Genomic DNA, 20579 nt, shown 5'->3' with positions numbered 1-20579 from the left:
GTTGTGGCGCGGGCGGAGGGTGCGGCGGGGACGGCAGAGCCCGCGTCCGCGGGCGGCTTCGGTTCCAGGGCGTGGTGGCTGCGGTCAGGCATCGACAACTCGCTTCAGGGGTCGGGAGTGCCACGGAGTGGGGGACGCGAGCGGCGCGCCCCGGCAGGCGCGGGTGGGCGAATGACGCCGGAGGGCGGGGCCGTCGGCTACTACTTGGCCGTGCGACGGCCGGGTCAGGCCGGAGCGACGAGCAGCTCGCGCACGGCGCGCTTGAGCGGCTTGCCGCCCTCGTTGCGCGGAAGTGCGTCCAGGACGGTGATCCGAGTGGGGATCTCGTGGGCCGCCAGCCGGCCGGCGAGGAAGGAGCGGAGGGCCGGCGGGTCGAAGTCGGCACCGGGAACCGGGACGACGGCCGCACCCACGCTCATCCCGAGCACCGGGTGCGGGAGGCCGACCACCGCCACCTCGGCGACCGCCGGGTGCTCCAGCGCGGCCGCCTCGACCTGGAGCGTGGAGACCTTGTACGCACCGGACTTGATGACGTCCGACTCGCGGTCCACCAGGTGCAGGTACCCGTCCTCGTCGAGGAATCCGACATCGCCCATCCGCACCCAGCCGGTCCGGAACACCGCCGCGCTCGCCTCGGCGTCGCGGTAGTACGCGCGCTGGGCCCCGGGGGACCTCAGGTGGACGTCGCCGGTCTCCCCGGCCGGCAGCGGGAGGCCGTCGGGCCCCGCCACCATGACGCTGCCGCGGGCGGCCAGGCCGAGCGCGGTCGGGCGCGCCGGGTCGTAGACCATCGCGGTCTGCGCGGGCGCGGCCTCGGTGGAGGTGTAGTAGTTGACCACGGTGGCACGGGGGAAGGCCCGGGTGAGCGCGGTCGCCACGGTGGGCGGCAGCGCGGCCGCGGTCGAGCCCAGCAGCCGGACCGAGGAGAGGTCGAAGCGGTTCTGGACCCCGGCGTTGAGCAGTTCGGCGGCCATCGCCGGGACGACGAAGACGCTGCCGACCTTGCGCTGCTCGATCAGCCGGGCGAACCGGCCCGGGGTGAAGCGGGTGGCGACCAGGGCCGCCGGGTGGGCGTCCAGGGCGTTGACCAGCATGGTCTGCCCGGCGTTGGTGCCGACCGCGAACGAGTGCAGGAACTCCTCGGAGTGGGTGAGCGGCCGGTGCCGGGCGGTCGGCCGGGTGCCGTGCACGACGTTGCCGTGGGCGGCGAGAACGCCCTTGGGCCGGCCGGTGGTGCCCGAGGTGTAGAGCACCTGGGCCGGCGCCTCCGGTCCGACCTGCGGCAGCGGGCCGGCATCGGTCACCCCTGCGGTCGGGTCCTCGGCTTCGGCGGCGAGCTCGGCCGGGGTGGTGGCCCACCACGGTCCGCCGGGGACGGCGGCGGCCGGGCCGGCGATCAGGCCGGAGGCCTCGCAGTGGCCCAGCACGTAGGCGACCGCCTCGGCCGGCTGCCGGTCCGAGACCGGCACGGCGACGGCGCCCACCCGGGTCACCGCGCAGTAGTGGACGGCGTAGTCCGGCCAGTCGCGCAGGCCGAAGAGCAGACCCACCCGGTCGCCGGGCCTGATGCCCCGCCGGACCAGGGCAACGGCCACCGAGGTCGAGCGTTCCTGCCACTGGGCAAAGGTCAGCCGCTGCCCGTCGTCGGTGCTGATCGCCGTCCGCTCGGGCTGCGCCGCCGCCCTGAGCTCCAACAGGCCGTGGACGGTGCGGCCCAGTGCCCGTACAGGTGGCCCGGACGACTCGGCGGCGTTTGCGGTCCCGCCAACGGCGGCTCTGCGCATGGAACTTGACACTCTCCCCGTTCCCCTTCAGGCCAGCCCCGAACACCTCTCCCTGGGGCATTGGTCCAGACCTGGCTGAGAGATTGGCATAGACCATCTATGCGGTCAAGGATTCACGACGATCTTCCACCGGAGCCCGCACAGCTCGGCGCCGCTCGCCGCCGGCCGCTCGACGGCTTCACTGCCGCCGCCACCCGACGTGCGACCTCCTCAACCAGATGGTTGTGGAGCAGGGCGCGGAGGCGTAGCGTTGTCCTCAACCAATCGGTTGAGCAATAGCAGAGGTGCATGGTGGCCGTCGACCAGCTGTCCCGGGCGTTCGTCGCCCTCGCCGACCCGACCAGGCGCGACATCGTCGCCCGCCTCTCGGTGCGGGACGCCACCGTCGGCGAGCTGGCCGAGTCCTACGCGATGTCGATGCAGGCCGTCTCCAAGCACCTCAAGGTGCTGGAGGAGGCCGGACTGGTGAGCCGCAGCCGTGACGCCCAGCGCCGGCCGTGCCACCTGGAGCCGCAGGTGTTCGACCTTATGACGACCTGGATCGAGCGGTACCGGCAGCAGGCCGAGGAGCGGTTCCGCCGCCTGGACGCCGTCCTCGCGGAGCTGGACGGCGAGGCCGCCGGCGCCCCGGACGCCGAAGGAGCGACAACGCCCAGCACGAAGCCTTCCGAGCAGAGTCAGAGCCAAGGAGTACCGTCATGACCTCCCAGCACCGCAACGAAACCCGGATCGAGGCGGACCCGGCACTGCCCACCATCCGGATCACCCGCGAGTTCGACGCACCGCCCGAGCGCGTCTTCCGCGCCTGGACCGATCCCGATCTGGTCGCCCGGTGGCTCGGACCCAAGGACCTCGTCATGAAGATCGACGTCTGGGACGCCCGTACCGGTGGCTGCTACCGCTACTCGGCGCTGGCCGAGGGCGCGGTGATCGCCTCCTTCTACGGTTCGTTCCACGAAGTCCGGCCGAGCAGCCGGCTCGTGCAGACCTTCACCTACGAGGGCGTCCCGGACGGCGTCTCACTGGAGACCATGGTCTTCGAGCCTGCCGGGGCGGGACGCACCCGGATCACTTCGCTCTCCGTGGTCGACACCCTCGCGGCCCGCGACGCGATCATGGCCAGCGGAATGGACCGCGGTGTGATCGAGGGCTACGAACAGCTGGACGACCTCCTCGCCGCCGGCTGACCGGGCCCGCCCCGGCTGACCAGCCTCAGGAGAGCACCGCGACCGCCTCGACCTCGACCAGCTGATCGTTGTACCCGAGCACCGACACGCCCAACAGCGTGCTCGGGACGTCGTGGCTCCCCAGATACGAGCGGTAGACCTCCCACACCTTCACCAGGTCGCTCCGGCTGGAGGAGGCGACGTACACCGTGGTCCGGACCAGGTCGGTGAGCGCGGCGCCCTCGCCCTCCAGGACGGTTATCAGGTTCCGCATGACCTGGTGGGTCTGGCCCTCGTAGTCGCCGACCGCCACCGTCCGCCCCTCGGCGTCGAGCGGGCAGGAGCCGGCCAGCCAGAGCGAGCGGACCGGGGCGTCGACGGCCGAGCCGTAGGCGTAGTCGACGGCCTGTGTCAGCCGGTGGTTGCGGATCAGCCGGACGGCACTGCCCATGGCGCGCTCCGAGGGTCGAACGGGTGTTTACGCCTCATCGTTGATCGCCCATGAGTGCCCGTCAAACCATTTACCGACGCCCGCCGTACGGTTTCCGGGCGGCCGTGCGCCCGATTCACCGTTGCGGGTGATGGCGGGCCGGGCCACCGGGCCGGGATCCTGGTACTCCACCGCTACCAGGGGGTTTGCCATGGTGTTCCCACCCTCGGGCCGGAGTGTCGGTCGCCGCCGGATGCTGGGGCTGGCGCTGGGCGCGGGCCTCGCCCCGGCCCTGGCCGCCGGCGCCGCGCCCGCCACAGCCACGCCCGCGTCGACCGGCTCGACCGGCTCGACCGGCTCGACCGCACGCAACGACCAGACCGGGCCCGAGAGCTGGGGCCTTCTGGCCGCCTCGGCGGCCGCCGCACAGCTCGGAGTGCCCTACGCCTGGGGCGGCGGCGACCGGCTGGGCGCGAGCATCGGCTTCTGCGACGAGGAGAACGGCTACCTGAACGGCCAGTGCCTCGGCGAGAGCACGGTCGGATTCGACTGCAGCGGGCTCTCGCTGTACTGCTGGTACCGGGCCAGCGGCGGCGCGGTGGAGCTCGCCCACTACACCGTCGCCCAGTATCACCGCTCCGCCCCGGTGGCACAGGCCGACCTGCTCCCCGGCGACCTGCTGTTCTTCTCCCGCCCGGACGCCCCGCTGCACCACGTCGGCGTCTACGCGGGCGACGGCGCGATGATCCACGCCGAACACACCGGCACCCTCGTCGCCCGTCTCCCGGGTGTGTTCGAAGACCCGCACTGGTCCGGCGAGTTCGCGGGCGCCCGCCGCCCGCTGCCACTCGGCGGACGGGCCTGACCGACCCACCCGACCGACCGGCCCTGGCCTGGCCAGGCCTGGCCTGGCCGTCAGGGCGTACCGGGAAGCCCCTGGTGGACGCGGCGCAGCAGGCCGTGCAGGACGCGGCGCTCCCCGGGTTCGAGCGGCGCGAGGATCCCGTCCTGGACGGCGCGCGCCTCGGCGTCCAGTTCGGCCAGGACGGTCCGGCCGGCCTCGGTGATGCTGACCGATACGCGCCGCCGGTCGGCCGTGTCGCGGATCCTCTCGACGTAGCCGGCGCCGGCCAGCTGGTCGGCGACCTTGGCCATGTCGCTGGCGTCCACACCGAGCCGGCGGACCAGGTCGCGCTGGGCGTGCGGCCCGAAGTCGGACAGCGCGGCGAGCACCGCCATGTCCCAGAGCCGCAGGCCGCGCTGCGACAGCCGCTCGGCGAGGCGACCGCGGGCGGTCTTGCCGGTCAGGGAGAGCAGGTAGGTGGTGAGGTCCAACAGCGAGGGCGGAGTGGACCACTCGGTGGTCCCGGCAGTGGTCCCGGCGGTCTCGGTGCTCGCGGCGCTCTCGGAGGTCATGGCAGAAGTCTATGGTGCGGCCCTATAGTGGGTGAGCACCCATGAATTTTCCGTGAGCCCATCGCCCCCAGGAGCCCGTCGTGGACGCCCTGTACAACCGCCTGCTCGTCTCCCGCTTCGCCGAGTGCTTCGAGTTCTACCAGGCGGTCCTGCCGCCACTGACCGGCGCCACCCTGGTCAAGGGCTCGCCGGAGGGCCCCTACGCCAACTGGGACCTCGCGGACCAGGCCGTACTGGCCCTGTACGACCGCGCGCTGATGGCCGTCACCCTGGGCACCGCCGGGCTCCCCGCCGAGCCGCCGTCCGTCCAGGACGCCACCATGCTGGTCCTCCGGGTGGACGACGTGGACGAGGCACTCGCCCTCTGCCTGCGCAGCGGCGGCATGCTCGCCGCCGTCGCCACGGACCGCCCCGAGTGGGGGCCCAACCTGCGCAGCGCCCACCTCCGCGACCCCGACGGCCGCCTGATCGAGCTGCAGTCCTACTGACCGTCGTCCGCTCACCCGCAGCCGGCCCCGACTGCGCACTCCAGGCGTCGACCGGATCGACGGCCGCCCCGTTCCGACGGCACTCACGCCCGCCTCGCCGCGGCCCGACGGTCCGGCCGCCGAGGTACCCGGGCTCCGGCCACGGCCCCCGGACGACCTGCCCAGCCGTCCGGGGAGCCGGTCGATCCGCCGGCCTCAGCTGTGGAACACCTGGAGTTCGCGGACGGCGTCGTTGAAGTCCGCCCCGAGGTGGCCGGCGGGCAGGCCGACGGTCTCGACGTCGCCGAGCGGGGAGGTGAGGGTGACGGCGTTGCAGTTGTTGTAGCCCTTCATCGAGGAGACGCTCAGCGCCACGTCGATGAAATTGACGAGGTGGTAGCCGGTGGCGTCGCAGGCGCCGGCGTCGCCGTAGAAGGATTAGATGACGCCCCCGCGTAGTCGACGTCCTGGTACTCCTCCAGGAGCAGCCAGCGGTCCGCCGGCCCGCGCGCGGCTCCCGCGCGCCCGAGGCCCTCGGCGCGGGCCAGGGCATCGGCCCGGGAGTCCTCCGAGCAGCCCTGGCCGAGCAGCGGGGAGCGCCCGTCGGCTCCGGGGACGTGGCCGACGACCGCCGCGCAGTAGCGCGCGTCCGGGACGGGCAGCGGGCGCAGCGCGGCGGGCGCGGCAGGGGCCGCGACGGCGGCGCCGGCCAGGGCGAGGCAGGCGGTGAGGGCGGGGAGGAGCAGGCGGCGGGTGAAGCGCGCGAGGGTCAAGCGCACGGGGTACCTCCGGTAGGGGTCCGAGGTGGGGACGCGGCGGCCGTGGGCCGGGCCGCCGGGCCCATTCGAACGGCGGGTGCGCCGGCCCGCGGACCGACACACCGCGCACCCCCGCTAGTCGTATGTGTACGACTGGGTGGCTCGGCCCCGTTCAGGCGTGGGCGTCGGCTGGCTCCCACAACTCGGCGCTGCACGCGTCCACCAAGGCGCCGATCCGGGCCAGCGCCTCGCCGGCGGGCATCGGGTCGAGCCGGCGACCGTCGCGCAGCCGCAGCGCCACCCGCTCGTCGACCGCCTCCCTGGCGCCGATGACCGCCTGGTACGGGACCAGCCGGGCCTCGCGGATCCTGGCACCCAGGCTGCCGTGCTCGGGCCCGGCGACCTCGGCCCGCAGGCCCTGGTCGAGGCACCGCTGCCGCAGCCGCTCGGCCTGCGGCAGCTCGTCCTCGGAGACGGGCAGCAGGACGAGCTGGGTGGGCGCGAGCCAGGCCGGGAACGCGCCGCCGTACAGTTCGATCAGGTGGGCGACCACCCGCTCCACGCTGCCGATCACGCTGCGATGGACCATCACCGGCCGGTGCTTGGCGCCGTCCGCGCCGATGTAGTGCAGGCCGAACCGCTCCGGCTGGTGGAAGTCGATCTGCACGGTGGAGAGGGTGGACTCGCGCCCGGCGCCGTCGGCGATCTGGATGTCGATCTTCGGCCCGTAGAACGCCGCCTCGCCCTCCACGGCCTCGAACGGCACCCCGGACCGCTCCAGCACATCGGTCAGCAGCGCGGTGGCCCGCTCCCAGAGCGCCGGGTCGGCCACGTACTTGCCGCCCTCGCCGGGCAGCGAGAGGCGGTGGCGGACCGGGCGAATGCCGAGCGCGCTGTGCGCCTCGCGGATCAGCTCCAGCGCGGCGACCGCCTCGTCGGCGGCCTGCTCGGGGGTGCAGAAGATGTGCGCGTCGTTCAGCTGGATTGCCCGCACCCGGGTGAGGCCGCCGAGCACCCCGGACAGCTCGGCGCGGTACATGCCTCCCAACTCGGCCATCCGCAGGGGGAGTTCCCGGTAGCTGCGGGCCCGGGAGCGGTAGATCAGCGCATGGTGCGGACAGAGGCTGGGCCGCAGGACGACCTGCTCGGAGCCGAGGTCCATCGGCGGGAACATGTCCTCGCGGTAGTGCGACCAGTGGCCGGAGATCTCGTACAGCTCGCGTTTGCCCAGCGCCGGGGAGTACACGTGGCGGTAGCCGGCCCGCCGTTCGCGCCCGCGGATGAACTCCTCCAGGGTGTGCCGGACGGCGGCGCCGTCGGGCAGCCAGTACGGCAGGCCGGCGCCCATCAGCGGGTCGGTGTCGAACAGGTCGAGTTCACGGCCGAGTCGGCGGTGGTCGTGCATGGTGGCGGTCTCCACTCGTGGGGTGTCTGCGGAACGGCGGTTCCGCGGATCTGCGGGCGAGTGGACCGGGTACGACAAAGCCCCGGGGCACTCGCCCCGGGGCTTTGTACTGGCTCAGCAGTCAGCGCGCCGGGACTCTCTCCGGCGTCGTCGTCTGGACGGCTGCAGCGCGCTTCATGTGCCCCACGGTAGCAGGCCGTCGGCGCGCCCGGCGATCGTTTTCCGGGGCATCGCCCGGGCTCTCAGTACAGGACGACGCAACCGCGCCCGCCCAGGGCGGCGAGCAGCCGGGGCGACGGCGTGACGTCGTTCCACCGCAGGTCGAGCTTCTCCAAGGCGGGCAGCGCGGCCGGCTCGGCGAGCCATTCCGGCAGTGCGGTGAGCCGGTTGCCGCGCAGGTCGAGCCGGCGCAGCCGCGGTAGTCCGGCGAGCACCGGCGGGACTTCGGCGAAGGCGTTCTCCCGCAGTTCGAGTTCGCGCAGGCAGGTCAGCCGGGCGACGGAGGCCGGCAGCTCGGTCAACGCGTTGCCGCGCAGCCAGAGTTCGCGCAGTGCGCCCAGGCGGCCGAGCGTGTCGGGCAGCGCGGTCAGCCGGTTCTGTTGTGCCCGCAGCTCGACCAGGCCGCTCATCTCGCCGAGGGTGTCCGGGAGTTCGGTGAGACGGTTCTCGCCGACGTTGAGATAGCGCAGCGTGGTGAGCCGGCCGAGCGCGTCCGGCAGGCGGGTGAGCGCGTTGTCGTGCAGGTACAGGAAGTCTGCCAGGCCGCCGAGTTCGCCGAGCTCCTCCGGGACGTCGGTGAGCGCGTTGTGCCCGAGGTCGAGAGTGCGCAGCCGGCGCAGGCGGCCGATCGCGGGCGGCAGTTCGGTCAGGCCGGTCTCGGCGAGGATGAGCACCGTCAGGTCGGTCCGGTCCCAGACGGTCTCGGGCACCGCGTCGAGCCGCCGGCGCCAGAAATTGAGGGTCACGTCGGTCATCCGGGCATTCTCCCCCAGCCGGCGGCCGTCCACCGCCCGAGGCCTCACGGTCCGGCGGCGTGGAGCTGGAGCAGGCCCGGGGCCTGCCGTCAACGCCCGCCGGCTGACGAGCGGGCATGCACGACGGGTTCAGGCACCGAGCAGGTCGTGCTGGGCCCGGGTCACGGAGTTGACCGCGACGAGGAGGCAGAGCATGCCGACCACGGTGGCGGCCAGACCGGGTAGGCCGAGATAGCGGATCAGCGGTGTGCCACCGGAGTTGGGGACGGCGGCGCCGGTGGCGAGCGCCACCACACCCGGGCCGGTGAACAGCAGCCACAGGGCGACGAGCAGTCCGGCGGGCGCACGGCCGGAACGGCCGGTGTACGTCGCACGCGAGATGTCGGCGACCACCAGCGGGCCGAGGACGTAGCTGCCGAGCGGGATGAACCAGGCCCCGACCGCCCAGCCGCGGGACCACTGCGGGTCGGCGCCGGGCAGGATGTCGAGGTTTGCCCGGGCGCGGTGCACCCAGACCAGGAAGCTGATGGCTGACACGGGCTGGACGATCACCAGGACGGCGATCGCGATCAGGGCGCCGACGGTGGGGGGCGCACTGAGCCCGCCATCGCCTCCCGCGAAGAGACTCCAGATCAGAAACGCCGCGGCAGCGAGGACGAGGGCGAGTGACAGCACGATGGCCACGGATATGCCACGTGCCAGGCCGCTGACCCGGCGCGGTGTCAGGGGGCGTGCGCCGACACCGACCGAATACACCGCGGCGGCGGGCTGCGGGGCTCCGCAGTGGCCGCAGAACGCCGAGTAGGCAGGCGCAGGCCGACCACAGGTCACGCAGATCATTGGATTCGTCCCCCGGTACGCTGTCGCCCGATGCGACGGTTGCGGAGCATACACGGGGGAGCACGGCCTCATCGGAAATCGCGCCTCTACCGCCCGGTAGGCGGCCACCTTGGCGGCGGCCGGGAACGGTCCCGCCGGGCCCGTGTCCAGCGGGGTGTCCCGGCGGCGGGCGGCGAGCGCGGCGACGGCCAGGCCCCGGGAGCAACCCCGGCGCAGCAGACGGCACGACGCCGGGACCCGCCCGCCGGATTCGGCGCGCAGGCCCCCGGCGTCGGCCGGAGCACCGGGGCGGCGTCACATGTTGATCATGTGCCCGGCCAGCCCGTGGATCGCCTCCTTGACCGCCTCGCCCAGGGTCGGGTGGGCGTGGACGTTGCGGGCGACCTCGTGCACGGTGAGGTCCCACTGCTGGGCCAGGGTGAGCTCGGGCAGCAGCTCGGTGACCTCGGGGCCGATCAGGTGGGCGCCGAGCAGCTCACCGTACTTGCCGTCGCTGATCACCTTGACGAAGCCGACCGGGTGGCCGAGGCCGTGCGCCTTGCCGTTGGCGGTGAACGGGAACTTGGAGACCTTGACGTCGTAGCCCAGGTCGCGGGCCTGCGCCTCGGTGTAGCCGAAGCTGGCGATCTGCGGCTGGCAGTAGGTGGCGCGCGGGATCATCGCGAAGTCGAGCTCCATGGTCTCCGCCCCGCCGATGGTCTCGGCGGCGATGACGCCCATCGACTCGGCCGCGTGGGCCAGCATCAGCTTGGCCGTGACGTCGCCGATCGCGAAGATGTGCTCGACGTTGGTGCGGCCCCGGCCGTCGACCGCGATCGCGCCGCGCTCGGTGAGCTTCACCCCGGTGTTCTCCAGGCCGTAGCCGTTGACGCGCGGCGCGAAGCCGATCGCCTGGAGCACCTTGTCGGCCTCCAGTACCTCCTGCTGCCCGTTGCGGGTGACGGTGACCTTCACCTTGGCGGCCGGGTCCTTGTCGTCGATGGCGTCGACCCGGGTGGAGGTGAGCACCTCGATGCCGAGCTTGCGGTACTGCTTGGCCAGCTCGGCCGAGACCTCGGCGTCCTCCAGCGGCACCATCCGGTCGAGGAACTCGACGATGGTGACCTTCACGCCGTAGTTGTGCAGCACGTACGCGAACTCGACGCCGATCGCGCCGGCGCCCGCGATGATGATGCTCGCGGGCAGTTCCTCGGTGAGGATCTGCTCCTCGTAGGTGACCACGCGGTCGCTGAGGCTGGTGCCGGGCAGCAGCCGGGTGGTGGCACCGGCGGCGATGATGCAGTGGTCGAAGGTGACGAGCTCGAAGCCGCCGCCGGTCAGCGCGACCTGGAGGGTGCGGTCGTCGACGAAGGTGCCCCGGCCGTCGTACTCGGTGATGCCGTTCTTCTTCATCAGGTAGTGGACGCCCTTGACCCGGCCGTCGGCGACGGTGCGGCTGCGCTTGAACGCCGCGCCGAAGTCGAAGCGGACCTCGCCCTCGACCTCGATGCCGAAGGTCTTGGCCTCCTTGGTGAAGATGTGCGCCAGCTCGGCGTTGCGCAGCAGCGCCTTCGACGGGATACAGCCGACGTTCAGGCAGACCCCGCCCCAGTACTTGGCCTCGATGACGGCCGTGCGCAGGCCCAGCTGGGTCGCGCGGACGGCGGCCGTGTAGCCGCCGGGGCCCGCGCCGAGGACGACGACGTCGTAGTGCGTGCTGCTCATGGTGCTGACTCCTCCGAGGGTGTCACGGTGACGTGATCTAGGCGCCATGGTGTCAGGACCCCGCCCGGCGCACCCATCGGACCCCGGCCGAACGCCGTCCGGCCGGGTGCCGGCGGCCCCGCCCCGGGGTCCGCCGGCCCGCCTGGCCCCGGTTTGTCAGGATTCGACCTCGTGTGCGTGGCCCTCCTGAAGGCCGCCGCCGCTGCCGGCCTGGCCGTCGGTGTGCTGCGGCGGCACCGGGGCGTGCAGGGAGGAGAGGTCCCAGGCGTAGGTGCCCACGGAGTCGGCGATGACGTCGATGTTGGCGTCGAAGGCCGTCATGTCCAGGTTGTCGAGGTTGTCGCAGGCCTGGTGGTAGCACTTGTCGAAGGCCACCCCGGCGGTTCCGCCGTACCGTGCCGCCTGGGCGGCGGACTTGATGACCTCGGCTCCGGTGTCCGTGCCCCCGGCCGGGATCCCGGCGTCGATGAACGGGCCGTAGTCGGAGCGGCCGGTGAAGTCGGTGCCCTCGTGCGGGAGTCCGCGCCGGTCGAGGTAGTCGGTGATGCGCCGTTCCAGCTGCGCCGAGCCGTCCGGGCCGGGGCCGGAGCCGACGTGGTCGGAGTCGTCGCCGTCGTAGACGAACTGGGCGGAGTTGGGAGAGGCGATCATGTCGAAGTTCAGGTAGAGCCTGATCTTCTTCTTCTCGGCCTCGGGCAGCGCGTCCACGTAGGCCTCGGAGCCCTTGAGGCCGAACTCCTCGGCGGACCACCAGGCGAACCGGACCTTGTTCTTGACCTGCCGCCCGCCGAGGTTCTTCGCGACCTCCAGGATGCCCGCCGTGCCGGAGCCGTTGTCGTTGATGCCCGGGCCGGCCACCACGGAGTCGAGGTGGGCGCCGACGACCACGGTGTTGTTCTCGTCGCCGCCGCGGGTCTCGGCGAGGACGTTCCAGGTCTTCCGCTTCTCCATGAGCGTGCGGATGTCCAGGTCGACGGTGACCGCACCGGTGGCGGCCTTGGCGGCCAGCGCCTCGCCGGCGGCCTTGCCGATGCCGCCGGTCGGCACCCGGCCCGCCGCCGGGTCGCCGAGGGTGCCGTTGAGGTCGCCCTCGGTGTTGTTGTAGACGATCACGCCGACGGCGCCCGCGTCCGCCGCCGTGGCCTGCTTGACGGCGAAGCTGCAGCCGCCGCGCCTGATCAGCGCGATCCTGCCGGTGTACGTGCCGGCCGCGTAGTCGCCCGCCTCGCAGCCGGTGGTGTCGTCCACCGGGACGACGGCCAGCTGGGCGGTCAGCCCGGCGGCCGGGCCGCCTGCCGAGTACGTCATGGCCTTCACCGGCACCTCCTCGGCCTGCGGTGACACCACGGACAGCCGCTCCGACAGGGCCTGGAAGAACGTGTACTCGAACTCCTGCTTCGACACCTTCAGCCCGGCCCGGCGGGCCTGCTCGTAGACGTAGCGGGCCGACTCGTCGTGGCCGCGCGCGCCGGCCACCCGGTTGCCGCCGTTGCGGTCGGCGATCCGCTGGAGCGCCCGGAGGGTGTCGTAGGCGTCATCGGCGCTGCTGTCCTCGACGAGCTTCGCGGCCAGCTTCGCGCCCTTGCGCGCCGGGTCCGGGTCGGCCGCCGCACTCCCGGCGCCGACCAGGAGCAGCGGCGTCACCAGGCCCGCGACCGCGAGTGCGGCGCCCGCGGCCCGCCGGGCGGCGGCGGCCGTGGGGAGGGAAGAGGCGGTCAGGCGACGGGTCCGAGCGTTCAAGGCGAGTCCTTCCGACAGTCCGTGGGACTCTCGATTTGACATGCTCGGCGTCACCTTGCCAACCCTGCCGCGCGAGCTGACCGGATGCGGACATCCGGTGGCGCGGTGATGCTGGAGGGGTGGGGCCGTCTCATCCAGGAGTGTGACCGCATGTCCATGATGGAGAAGCTCAAGCAGATGCTGAAGGGCCACGAGGAGCAGGCCGACAAGGCCGTCGACAAGGCGGGCGACGCCGTCGACGAACGGACTCAGGGCGAGTACAGCGGCCAGGTCGACACGGGGCAGGAGAAGCTCAAGGACCAGTTCCGCGACCAGCCTCCCCAGTAGGCCCGCCGGCCCGGACCGGCCGCCCCCGCGAGCCCGCGGAGGGCCGGACGCTGCTTTCCCCCCAGCCGGTGCCCCGGTGCGGTACGTGCGATCGCGCGTACCGCACCGGGGTACCGCGCGTTCGGGAGCGGCACGGCACCTTCACGGGCGGCCCGACGGCCCCCGAGCAGCGGGACTTTGCATAGTCATCACCATTGACGCGCCCGCGGAAAGCCCTGACGAGAGGACAGCCGCCGTGTCGATCCCCCGCGTCCGGACCACTCCCCTGCCCGGCGTCGGCGTCCAGTACGACCTGACCACCCGAGAACAACGGCACCTGTCGGTCATCGCGCCGCCCGCGCCTGCGGAGGACGAGACGGTCAACGGGCTGCCGCGCTGAGCCCTGCCCGGGGCGGATCAGCCGGTCTGGTCCGTCCCGGGTTGCCTCCCGGGCTCCGTCGCCGGCTCCGCCCGGGCGCCGCAGTTCTCGCAGGGCTCCGGGCCGGGCCGTTCACGCAGCCGCCCGCACTCCTCGCACACCCGGTCCAGCCAGCAGGCCGGTTCACCGCCTTCGTCCATGCCGCCGATTCTGCCCCGTGCCGCCGTGCGCCGTGCGCCGAGGAGTGCGGGGGCGGGTCTGCGGGCAGGCTGGCGGGCGACCGGGCCGCGAGTAGACACTGTCTACGCGAGCCTGGTAGACAGTGCCCATGAACGATCAGGACACGGGCCTACGCGCCCGGCTGGTGGCCGCCGGCGTCGAACTCGTCACCCGCGAGGGCGTCCACGCACTCACCCTGCGCGAGATCGCCCGCCAGGCCGGCGTCTCGCACGGCGCGCCCCGCCGCCACTTCGCGACCCACGTCGAGCTGCTCTCGGCCATCGCGCGGCACGGGTTCGAGGAGCTGAGCGCCGCGCTCGCCGCCGCCGACGCCACCGCAGGGGACGCCCCCCGCGCCCGGCTCGCCGCGATCTCCCGCGGCTACCTCGAATACGCCGCCGCCAACCCCGGCATGTTCGACCTGATGTTCCGTCACGACCTCCTGGAGGGCAGCGGGGCAGCCCTGCGGAAGACCACACTGCCGCTGTTCGAGACCTTCACCCGGCTGGTCGCCGAGGTGCGGCCGCCCTCCGGCGCCCAGTCCGCGGCCGTCGCCGCCGCGCTCTGGGCCAACCTGCACGGCCTCGCCCAGCTGCGGGCCTGGGGCAGCCTTCAGCTCGCCACCGGCTCCGACGACCTCGGCCCGCTGCTGACCACGGCCCTCGCCGCCCACCTCGGGCCGGAGCCGCGGTGAACCCCGCCGCACAGCAACGCCTGACCCTCGCCGGGAGCATCACCGGCGCCGCCATCGTCGCCCTCGACGGCACGGTGCTCACCGTCGCCCAGCCCAGCATGCAGCGCGACCTGCACGCCTCCTTCGCCGCGGTGCAGTGGACCAGCACCGCCTACCTCATCGCGGTGGCGAGCCTGCTGGTCTTCGCCGGCCGGCTCGGCGACCGCTACGGACACCAACGGGTTTTCGCCATCGGCGTGCTGGGCTTCGCCGCGGCCTCGGCCGGGATCGCCCTGGCGCCCGGCATCGGCTGGATCATCGGCCTGCGCACAGCCCAGGGGGCGGCCGGAGCACTGCTGCAACCGGCCACCCTGGGCATGCTGCGCGCCGCCTACCCCGCCGACCGGCTCGCCATGCCGATCGCCCTGCGCACCAGCGCGATCGGGCTGGCGGCCGCGGCCGGCCCACTGGTCGGCGGCGCCCTCACCGCCCAACTCGGCTGGCAGGCCGTCTTCCTCCTCACTGTCGCACCCGCCGCGGCCGCCGGCCTGCCGGCCCTGCTCGTGCGGCTGCCGCAGCCGCCCGGCGACCGCGCCGCCGGCCTCGACCTGCCCGGCGCGGCACTGCTCGCGGCGGCGCTGGTCTGCCTGGTGCACACCCTGGTCGGCGTCCCCGAGCACGGGTGGACGGTGACCACCGCACTCACACTGCCCGCCGCCGTACTGCTCGCCGCCGCCTTCGTCCGGCACGAACGGCGCACGGCACGCCCGTTGCTGCCGCCGCACGTCCTGGGATCGGCCACGGCCGGCGCCGCGCTCGGGGTGCTGCTGGCGGCATCGGCGGCGATCTTCGGCACGCTGTTCCTCGGGACGTACTTCCTGCAGGACGTCCTCGCCCTGGACCCGTTCCAGAGTGCCCTGCGGGCGCTGCCGCTCGCCGTGACCATGGTGCTCGCCGCCCCCGCCTCCGCCGTCCTGCTGCGCCGTCACGGCGCGCGCCGCACGGTCGCGTCGGGCATGGCGCTCATCGCGGCCGGCGTGCTGCTGGCCTCCCGCTTCGACCACTCCTCGGGCACGGTCGCGATCGGCGGCGCCTTCCTGCTGCTGGGCACCGGGTTCGGGACGGTGATGGTCACCGCCACCGCCGTCATCGTCCGCGACGCCTCGGTGGCCGACGCGGGTGTGGCGGGAGGCCTCCAGCAGACCGCGATGAACATCGGGCCGACCCTGGGCGTGGCCGCCGCAACCACCCTGTCCACAGGACGACCCCTGACGGAGGCCATGGGCCCGGCGCTGCTGGCCCTCGCCGGCATCGCGGCCGCGGGCGTCGTCCTGGCCGGCCGACTGCCGGGCCCGGCGAAGGGAGCGGGAGTACCGGTGGCCGAGGCCTGATGGTGCTTTGTCCCAGACCCCGCACAACGCATGACAAAGCAACTACCAAGGGCTGTCCCGTCATTGATCTTCCGGCCGCGGAACGCGACCGCCCTTGTCCTTCCCAGCCGAGGCATCCGCGGGCTCGACGCCGCGTGCTCCTACCGGACTCCCACCCGGTCGAAGGGCTGATCCGCGTCCACCGCCGCCACCTCCGCGCCCCGCCGCCGCCGCCGGCCGATCAGCAGCCGCATCAGCCCCAGCTGCGCGAGGGCACCGACCGTCATGCCGGCCCAGAGGCCGTGCACGCCGAGCGGGCCGGAGAGGACGGCGCCGGCGGCGAGCTGGAGGGTGAGGCCGAGCACAACGGCGGCGACCAGGCGGCGGCCGGCGCCGGTGGCCTGGTGGACGCCGCCGAGGGCGACCACCAGGGCGTACGGGAGCAGGTAGAGGCCCGCCATCCGCAGGAAGCCGACGGACTGGGCGGCGACCGCCGGGTCGTCGGTGAACAGGGCGGTGACCGGGCCGGCAAGCGTCGCGCAGAGGACGGCCGCGCCCGCACCGAGGCCGCCGGCCAGGCGGGCGGTGTCCCGGCCGAGGGTGTGCAGCGCGGCGGTGTCGCCCGCGCCGGTGAGCCGGGCGGCTTCGATGGCGGCGGCCTGCCGGACGGCGTAGAACGCCATGGTGACGACCAACAGGACGCGGTACCCGACGCCGTAACCCGCGACCGCCGGGACGCCGAAAGCGGCGACCAGGCCGAGCTGCGCGGTGCCGACGCCCATCCGGGCGGTGAAGTCGAGCCCGAACGGGGCCCCTGCCGCGAGGATCCGGCGGGCGCTCGGACCCGTCCCGCCGCACGGGGCGGACAGCCGGCGACGGCGCCGGAGCAGCACCGTCACGGCGAGGGCGACGGCGCGCGAGGCGGTCAGGGCGAGGGCCCCGCCGGTCACACCGAGCGCCGGGAGAGGGCCGGGGCCGAGGATCAGCAGCGGGTCGAGGACGAGCAGCAGGGCGTTGGAGAGCAGCGCGATCCGCATCGGGGTGCGGGTGTCACCGCTGCCCTTGAAGAGTTCGTCGGCGACGCGCTGCGCGAAGAAGAGCCCGAACGCGGGGAAGGCCACCGCGAACCAGTCCGCGGCGAGCCCGGCGGCCGGACCCTCCAGGAAGGCGGCCGCGATCTCCTCCCGGAGCAGGAAGCCGGGCACCGCCAGGGCGAGGCTGCCGGCGGCGCAGAGCCGCCAGGCGGCCCGGGCGGTGCGGCCGGCGGTCGCCGGGTCGTTGGCGCCGAGGGCGTGCGAGAGGCGGACGGTGGTGCCGGAGGAGACCACCAGGACGAGGCCGAGCAGCAGGTTCTCCACGGTGCCCGCGAGGGTGACGGCGGCGACGGCGGCTCCGCCGAGGCCGGCCACCCAGACGGTGCCGATGACCGAGGCGATCACCCCGGAGAGCAGTTCGCCGTAGACCGGCCCGGCCAACGCGATCAGCCTCGGCAGATGTCCTCGCATGGTGTCCCCCGTCGTTCCGGCCTGTCTGCGGCCTGCTGCTGTTGCCTGCTGCTGTTGCCCGTTGCCTGTTGCCTGTTGCCTCGATTAGAGGCACTGGCATCTCGAATAGAGATACCTCGAATAGATACACATCGGCAAGAGGTAGCATGGCGCACGGACAGAGCGCGCGACGACGGAAGGGCTTCAACTGTGCTGACCCTCGCGATCCTCGGCTTCCTGCACGACGAAGCGCTGCACGGCTACGAGTTGAAGTCCCGGATCACCGCACTGACCGGCCATGTCCGGCCGGTCAGCGACGGAGCGCTCTACCCCGCCATCGCCCGGCTGGAGAAGGCCGGACTGCTGGCGCGCCGCACCGAGCCGGGCAGCGGCGCCGTACCGCGCCAGGTGCTGGAGCTGACCGCCCAGGGCCGCACCGAGCTGGAGCGCCGGCTGGCCGACCCGGCCGAGGCCGAGATCTCCGACCAGATCCGCTTCTTCACCGTCGCGGCCTTCCTCGACCGCCTCACCGATCCGGCCCGGCAGGCCGCGGTGCTGCGGCGCCGGCTGGCGTTCCTGGAGGCGCCGAGCAGCTTCTTCTACGACGCCGACGGCCGACCGGTCGCCGCCGAGCAGGAGCCGAATCCGTTCCGGCGCGGCATGCTGCTGGTCGCGCGCGCCTCCGGAGCGGCCGAGCGGGCCTGGCTGGCCGAGACCATCGCCGAGCTGGAGCGCGGCCGGGCGTCCTGAGCCACTGGGCAGGGCGTCCGAACCGTGCGTGGAACGGACGTCCGAACCGCGCGCGGAACGGGCGTCCCGACCATCCCGAGCAGGGCCTTCCGGGCCGCGCCGGACAGGTCGTACACCAGGGCGAATCGCCGCCTCCGGGCGGGGCGCAACAGGCGCGCACCGTGGCTATGATGATCCGCCTCACACCACGGCACACCGCCGCGGGGTGGACCGTACGCGCCGGGCTCTGCCCGCTCCCCTGGAGGCCGCCGTGCCTGTTGCCGACACCGAAACCGCCCGACCGCCGCGTCTGACCCGGGACGGCATCCCCGGCTGGTTCTTCAAAGTCGACCAGGAGGCCTTCGGGCACTTCCTCACCGCCCAGAGCGAGGCGGGCCGCACCGGCGACCTCCTCGAACTGGGCACCTACCTCGGCCGCAGCGCCGTCCTGCTCGGCGACCACCTCCGGCCGGACGAACAGCTGACCGTCTGCGACCTGTTCGACTCCGAGGCGGGCGACGCCGACAACGCCGCCGAGATGGTGATGTCCTACCGCAAGACCCTCACCCGGACCGCCTTCGAATCCAACTACCTGGCGTTCCACAGCCGGCTGCCGGTGATCGTGCAGGCACCCACCTCGGTGCTGGCCGACGGCCGGATCCCGGCCGGCAGCTGCCGCTTCGTCCACATCGACGCCTCCCACCTCTACGAGCACGTGGCCGGGGACATCGCGGTCGCCCGGGCGGCGCTGGCCGAGGACGGGCTGGTCGCGCTCGACGACTACCGCTCGGAGCACACCCCCGGCGTCTCGGCGGCGGTCTGGCAGGCGGTCTTCACCGGCGGGCTGCGGCCGGTCCTGCTCACCCCGATGAAGTTCTACGGGACGTGGGGGGACGCCGAGGCCGCGCAGCAGGTGCTGCTCACCCGGGACTGGCGGGCCGAGGGCTACACGGTGGACGAGGACACCATCGCGGGAGCGCGGGTGGTGCGGCTGAACTACGCGGTGAAGCCGGACTCGTCGCAGCCGCGCCGCTCGGCCCCGCGGCGGCTCGCCCTGGACCTGCTGCCGCCGGTCGCCACCCGCGCGGCCCGGCAGGTGCTGCGGGCGGTGCGCAGCCGGCGGGCGGTGCGGCAGGTCCGGGCGGCCGGCTGAGCAGGCCTGTGGGCGGTCACCCTGTTGCGGTCAGGCCGGTCCGGGCGTCGGGTCCGGTCCGGGCGCAGGGCGCGGGGGCCGTGTGCGGGTCGGTCAGGGGCGTGGGCGGGTCGGTACGCTGGCGCGATGCGCCGAACGACCTCCACTCCGCCCGCCCGGCCGGCCCGCAGGGAGCCGTGCGGATGAGCGCCTTCGTCCCGCCCGAGCCGCCGGCCTTCGCCTCCGCCTCGCCGCGTGAGCGGGTGGCACGGCTGGTCACCGAGGTGGTGGCGCCCGCCAATCTGGTCATCGGTCTGCTGCTGCTCGTCGGCGCGCACAGCACCGTCGGCTGGTCGGGGGCGGGCTGGGGTCTGCTGGCGGCCCTGTTCTGCGGGGTGGTGCCGATCGGCCTGATCGCCCTCGGGGTGCGGCGCGGTGCGCTGACGGACAAACACATCCGGGTCCGCCGCCAGCGGGTGGTTCCGATGGCCACGAGTCTGCTGTCGGTCGTGGCGGGGCTGGTGCTGCTCCGCGTCCTGCACGCCCCGGCGGACGTCGGCGCGCTGGTCGTCGCGATGCTTGCCGGCCTGCTGTCGGCGCTGGCGGTGACGCTCTGGTGGCAGATCTCGCTGCACAACGCGGTGGCCGGGGGCACGGCGATGATCCTGGCGCTGGTCTTCGGCCCGGCCGTGCTGCCCGCGGCGGCGGCCCTGCCGGTGGCGGTGGGCTGGTCGCGGCTGGTGTTGAAGGCCCACACGCCGGCGCAGGTGCTCGCCGGAACGGCGCTCGGCGGCGTCTGCGCGCTCGTCTTCACACTGTTGCGCTGAGCCGTGCGCCCCGTCGGGCCGCTCTGGTCAGGAGCGGGCGTGGGTAGGGGCACCGCGTCGGGGCCGGTCCGGGCGTGGAGGTGCGGCGTTGGAGCCATGGTCGTTGGGTGCGTCACCGTTCGAACCGTCGGCGGTCGAACCGTCCGCGGTCGAGGCGTCCTCGTTCGAACCGTCGGCGGTCGAGTCACCGGCGTCCGCGCCGTTGGCGTTGCCGGACGCGGAGCAGCTGGTCGAGGCCCTGCTCGGTCTCGCCGTGCCCTTCGAGGACGTGAACGGACTGCTCGCCGCGCGCCGGCGGCTGGCCCGGGACCAGGGGATGCGCGCCGAGTTCGACGCGGCCCTGCGCACCCAGGTGGCGGCGATCGGCACGGTCGGGCGGACATCCGGACTCTGGGGCGGCTGGCCGAAGGGGTCCGACGGCACCGACTACCTCGCGACGCTCCTGCTCGTGGCGCTCGCCCCGTACACCCGGGCATACCACCAGGCCCTCGGGATCGGGCCGGAGGTGACCCGGGCGACCCTCTCCGACCTCGGCCGGCACCTCGCACTGAACCGTGGGCGGGGCCGGTCCGGCGGCCTGGCCAACCCCTCCTGGCTGACGCTGCACTTCCGGGGCGAGCTGTACCAGCTCGGCCGGCTCCAGTTCCAGCGCAAGCGGCTCACCGGGCCGGGGGGGGGGGGGGGGGGGGGGGGGGGGGGGGGGGGCTGGGGGGGGGGGGGGGGGGGCGCCCCAAAATCAGGGGCGTTAGCCCCCCAGGATAGTGACCGAGAAATCA

At 73.6% G+C, this 20579-nt stretch carries 23 protein-coding genes and 1 pseudogene; 12 read left to right on the top strand and 12 right to left on the bottom strand.

Annotated elements, in window-relative coordinates:
* Positions 1-224: 224 nt before the first annotated feature.
* Complete coding sequence (locus ACZ6NC_RS32800) at positions 225-1784, bottom strand: class I adenylate-forming enzyme family protein (protein WP_465737501.1); 1560 nt, start codon at positions 1782-1784, stop codon at positions 225-227.
* 288 nt (positions 1785-2072) lie between these two features.
* Here ACZ6NC_RS32800 and ACZ6NC_RS32795 point away from each other — a divergent pair, with 288 nt between their 5' ends.
* The gene (locus tag ACZ6NC_RS32795; RefSeq protein ID WP_465737500.1) at positions 2073-2486 is read left to right on the top strand and encodes an ArsR/SmtB family transcription factor; all 414 of its coding nucleotides are present in this window, start codon (positions 2073-2075) and stop codon (positions 2484-2486) included.
* Entirely contained in the window at positions 2483-2971 is a 489-nt protein-coding gene (locus ACZ6NC_RS32790) for an SRPBCC family protein (protein ID WP_465737499.1), read from the top strand. The genes ACZ6NC_RS32795 and ACZ6NC_RS32790 overlap by 4 nt, the downstream gene beginning before the upstream one ends.
* 25 nt (positions 2972-2996) lie before the next feature.
* Here the strand turns inward: ACZ6NC_RS32790 and ACZ6NC_RS32785 are convergent, their stop codons facing one another.
* Positions 2997-3401 carry a RidA family protein gene (locus ACZ6NC_RS32785; RefSeq protein ID WP_465737498.1) on the bottom strand — a complete coding sequence of 135 codons (405 nt, stop codon included), beginning with the start codon at positions 3399-3401 and terminating at the stop codon, positions 2997-2999.
* Between the two features lie 190 nt (positions 3402-3591).
* Here ACZ6NC_RS32785 and ACZ6NC_RS32780 point away from each other — a divergent pair, with 190 nt between their 5' ends.
* Positions 3592-4245 (top strand): C40 family peptidase, encoded by a 654-nt coding sequence (locus ACZ6NC_RS32780; RefSeq protein ID WP_465737497.1) that lies wholly within the window; start codon positions 3592-3594, stop codon positions 4243-4245.
* Positions 4246-4295: 50 nt separating this feature from the next.
* Here ACZ6NC_RS32780 and ACZ6NC_RS32775 read toward each other — a convergent pair whose 3' ends face one another.
* Complete coding sequence (locus tag ACZ6NC_RS32775) at positions 4296-4796, bottom strand: MarR family winged helix-turn-helix transcriptional regulator (RefSeq protein ID WP_465737496.1); 501 nt, start codon at positions 4794-4796, stop codon at positions 4296-4298.
* An 80-nt stretch (positions 4797-4876) separates the two neighbouring features.
* On the opposite strand from ACZ6NC_RS32775, the gene ACZ6NC_RS32770 reads away from it, so the two are divergent.
* Positions 4877-5284 (top strand): VOC family protein, encoded by a 408-nt coding sequence (locus ACZ6NC_RS32770; RefSeq protein ID WP_465737495.1) that lies wholly within the window; start codon positions 4877-4879, stop codon positions 5282-5284.
* A 195-nt stretch (positions 5285-5479) separates the two neighbouring features.
* Here the strand turns inward: ACZ6NC_RS32770 and ACZ6NC_RS32765 are convergent, their stop codons facing one another.
* From ACZ6NC_RS32765 to ACZ6NC_RS32735, 7 genes are all read right to left on the bottom strand, one after another.
* A complete protein-coding gene (locus ACZ6NC_RS32765) occupies positions 5480-5638 on the bottom strand; it encodes a hypothetical protein (protein ID WP_465737494.1) in 159 nt (52 codons plus the stop codon).
* Positions 5629-6036: a hypothetical protein gene (locus ACZ6NC_RS32760; RefSeq protein WP_465737493.1), complete on the bottom strand. Its 408-nt coding sequence runs from the start codon at positions 6034-6036 to the stop codon at positions 5629-5631. The genes ACZ6NC_RS32765 and ACZ6NC_RS32760 overlap by 10 nt, the downstream gene beginning before the upstream one ends.
* A gap of 157 nt (positions 6037-6193) precedes the next feature.
* Complete coding sequence (gene thrS, locus ACZ6NC_RS32755) at positions 6194-7441, bottom strand: threonine--tRNA ligase (protein ID WP_465737492.1); 1248 nt, start codon at positions 7439-7441, stop codon at positions 6194-6196.
* A 227-nt stretch (positions 7442-7668) separates the two neighbouring features.
* Entirely contained in the window at positions 7669-8400 is a 732-nt protein-coding gene (locus ACZ6NC_RS32750; RefSeq protein ID WP_465737491.1) for a leucine-rich repeat domain-containing protein, read from the bottom strand.
* Positions 8401-8529: 129 nt separating this feature from the next.
* On the bottom strand, positions 8530-9084 hold the full coding sequence (locus ACZ6NC_RS32745) for a DUF4328 domain-containing protein (protein WP_465737490.1): 555 nt from the start codon (positions 9082-9084) through the stop codon (positions 8530-8532).
* 450 nt (positions 9085-9534) lie between these two features.
* Positions 9535-10944, bottom strand: coding sequence for a dihydrolipoyl dehydrogenase (gene lpdA, locus ACZ6NC_RS32740; protein ID WP_465737489.1), 1410 nt, complete (start codon positions 10942-10944; stop codon positions 9535-9537).
* A gap of 156 nt (positions 10945-11100) precedes the next feature.
* On the bottom strand, positions 11101-12588 hold the full coding sequence (locus ACZ6NC_RS32735; RefSeq protein ID WP_465737519.1) for a M28 family metallopeptidase: 1488 nt from the start codon (positions 12586-12588) through the stop codon (positions 11101-11103).
* A 246-nt stretch (positions 12589-12834) separates the two neighbouring features.
* Between ACZ6NC_RS32735 and ACZ6NC_RS32730 the strand changes: the two genes are divergently transcribed.
* Both ACZ6NC_RS32730 and ACZ6NC_RS32725 read left to right on the top strand, forming a co-directional pair.
* On the top strand, positions 12835-13011 hold the full coding sequence (locus tag ACZ6NC_RS32730; RefSeq protein ID WP_465737488.1) for an antitoxin: 177 nt from the start codon (positions 12835-12837) through the stop codon (positions 13009-13011).
* A gap of 235 nt (positions 13012-13246) precedes the next feature.
* Positions 13247-13342: pseudogene (locus ACZ6NC_RS32725) on the top strand (cation:proton antiporter regulatory subunit); the annotation flags it as partial.
* Positions 13343-13407: 65 nt separating this feature from the next.
* On the opposite strand, the gene ACZ6NC_RS32720 reads toward ACZ6NC_RS32725, so the two are convergent.
* On the bottom strand, positions 13408-13569 hold the full coding sequence (locus ACZ6NC_RS32720) for a hypothetical protein (RefSeq protein WP_465737487.1): 162 nt from the start codon (positions 13567-13569) through the stop codon (positions 13408-13410).
* Positions 13570-13697: 128 nt separating this feature from the next.
* On the opposite strand from ACZ6NC_RS32720, the gene ACZ6NC_RS32715 reads away from it, so the two are divergent.
* Both ACZ6NC_RS32715 and ACZ6NC_RS32710 read left to right on the top strand, forming a co-directional pair.
* The gene (locus ACZ6NC_RS32715) at positions 13698-14282 is read left to right on the top strand and encodes a TetR/AcrR family transcriptional regulator (protein WP_465737486.1); all 585 of its coding nucleotides are present in this window, start codon (positions 13698-13700) and stop codon (positions 14280-14282) included.
* Complete coding sequence (locus ACZ6NC_RS32710) at positions 14279-15652, top strand: MFS transporter (RefSeq protein ID WP_465737485.1); 1374 nt, start codon at positions 14279-14281, stop codon at positions 15650-15652. The genes ACZ6NC_RS32715 and ACZ6NC_RS32710 overlap by 4 nt, the downstream gene beginning before the upstream one ends.
* A 140-nt stretch (positions 15653-15792) precedes the next feature.
* On the opposite strand, the gene ACZ6NC_RS32705 is transcribed toward ACZ6NC_RS32710, so the two are convergent.
* Positions 15793-17136 carry an MATE family efflux transporter gene (locus ACZ6NC_RS32705; RefSeq protein WP_465737484.1) on the bottom strand — a complete coding sequence of 448 codons (1344 nt, stop codon included), beginning with the start codon at positions 17134-17136 and terminating at the stop codon, positions 15793-15795.
* Between the two features lie 189 nt (positions 17137-17325).
* Between ACZ6NC_RS32705 and ACZ6NC_RS32700 the strand changes: the two genes are divergently transcribed.
* The 4 genes from ACZ6NC_RS32700 to ACZ6NC_RS32685 form a co-directional block, all read left to right on the top strand.
* A complete protein-coding gene (locus ACZ6NC_RS32700) occupies positions 17326-17865 on the top strand; it encodes a PadR family transcriptional regulator (protein WP_465737483.1) in 540 nt (179 codons plus the stop codon).
* 250 nt (positions 17866-18115) lie between these two features.
* Positions 18116-18997, top strand: a complete 882-nt coding sequence (locus ACZ6NC_RS32695) for a class I SAM-dependent methyltransferase (RefSeq protein ID WP_465737482.1) — start codon at positions 18116-18118, stop codon at positions 18995-18997.
* 182 nt (positions 18998-19179) lie between these two features.
* Complete coding sequence (locus ACZ6NC_RS32690; protein WP_465737481.1) at positions 19180-19803, top strand: phosphatase PAP2 family protein; 624 nt, start codon at positions 19180-19182, stop codon at positions 19801-19803.
* Between the two features lie 103 nt (positions 19804-19906).
* Positions 19907-20579: acyltransferase domain-containing protein (locus ACZ6NC_RS32685; RefSeq protein WP_465737480.1), on the top strand; the 673-nt coding region annotated here is incomplete at its 3' end.

Source organism: Kitasatospora sp. NPDC041988 (assembly GCF_055588525.1).
Note: the sequence above shows the minus strand (reverse complement) of the source record. Positions and strands in the feature narration are given on the sequence as shown.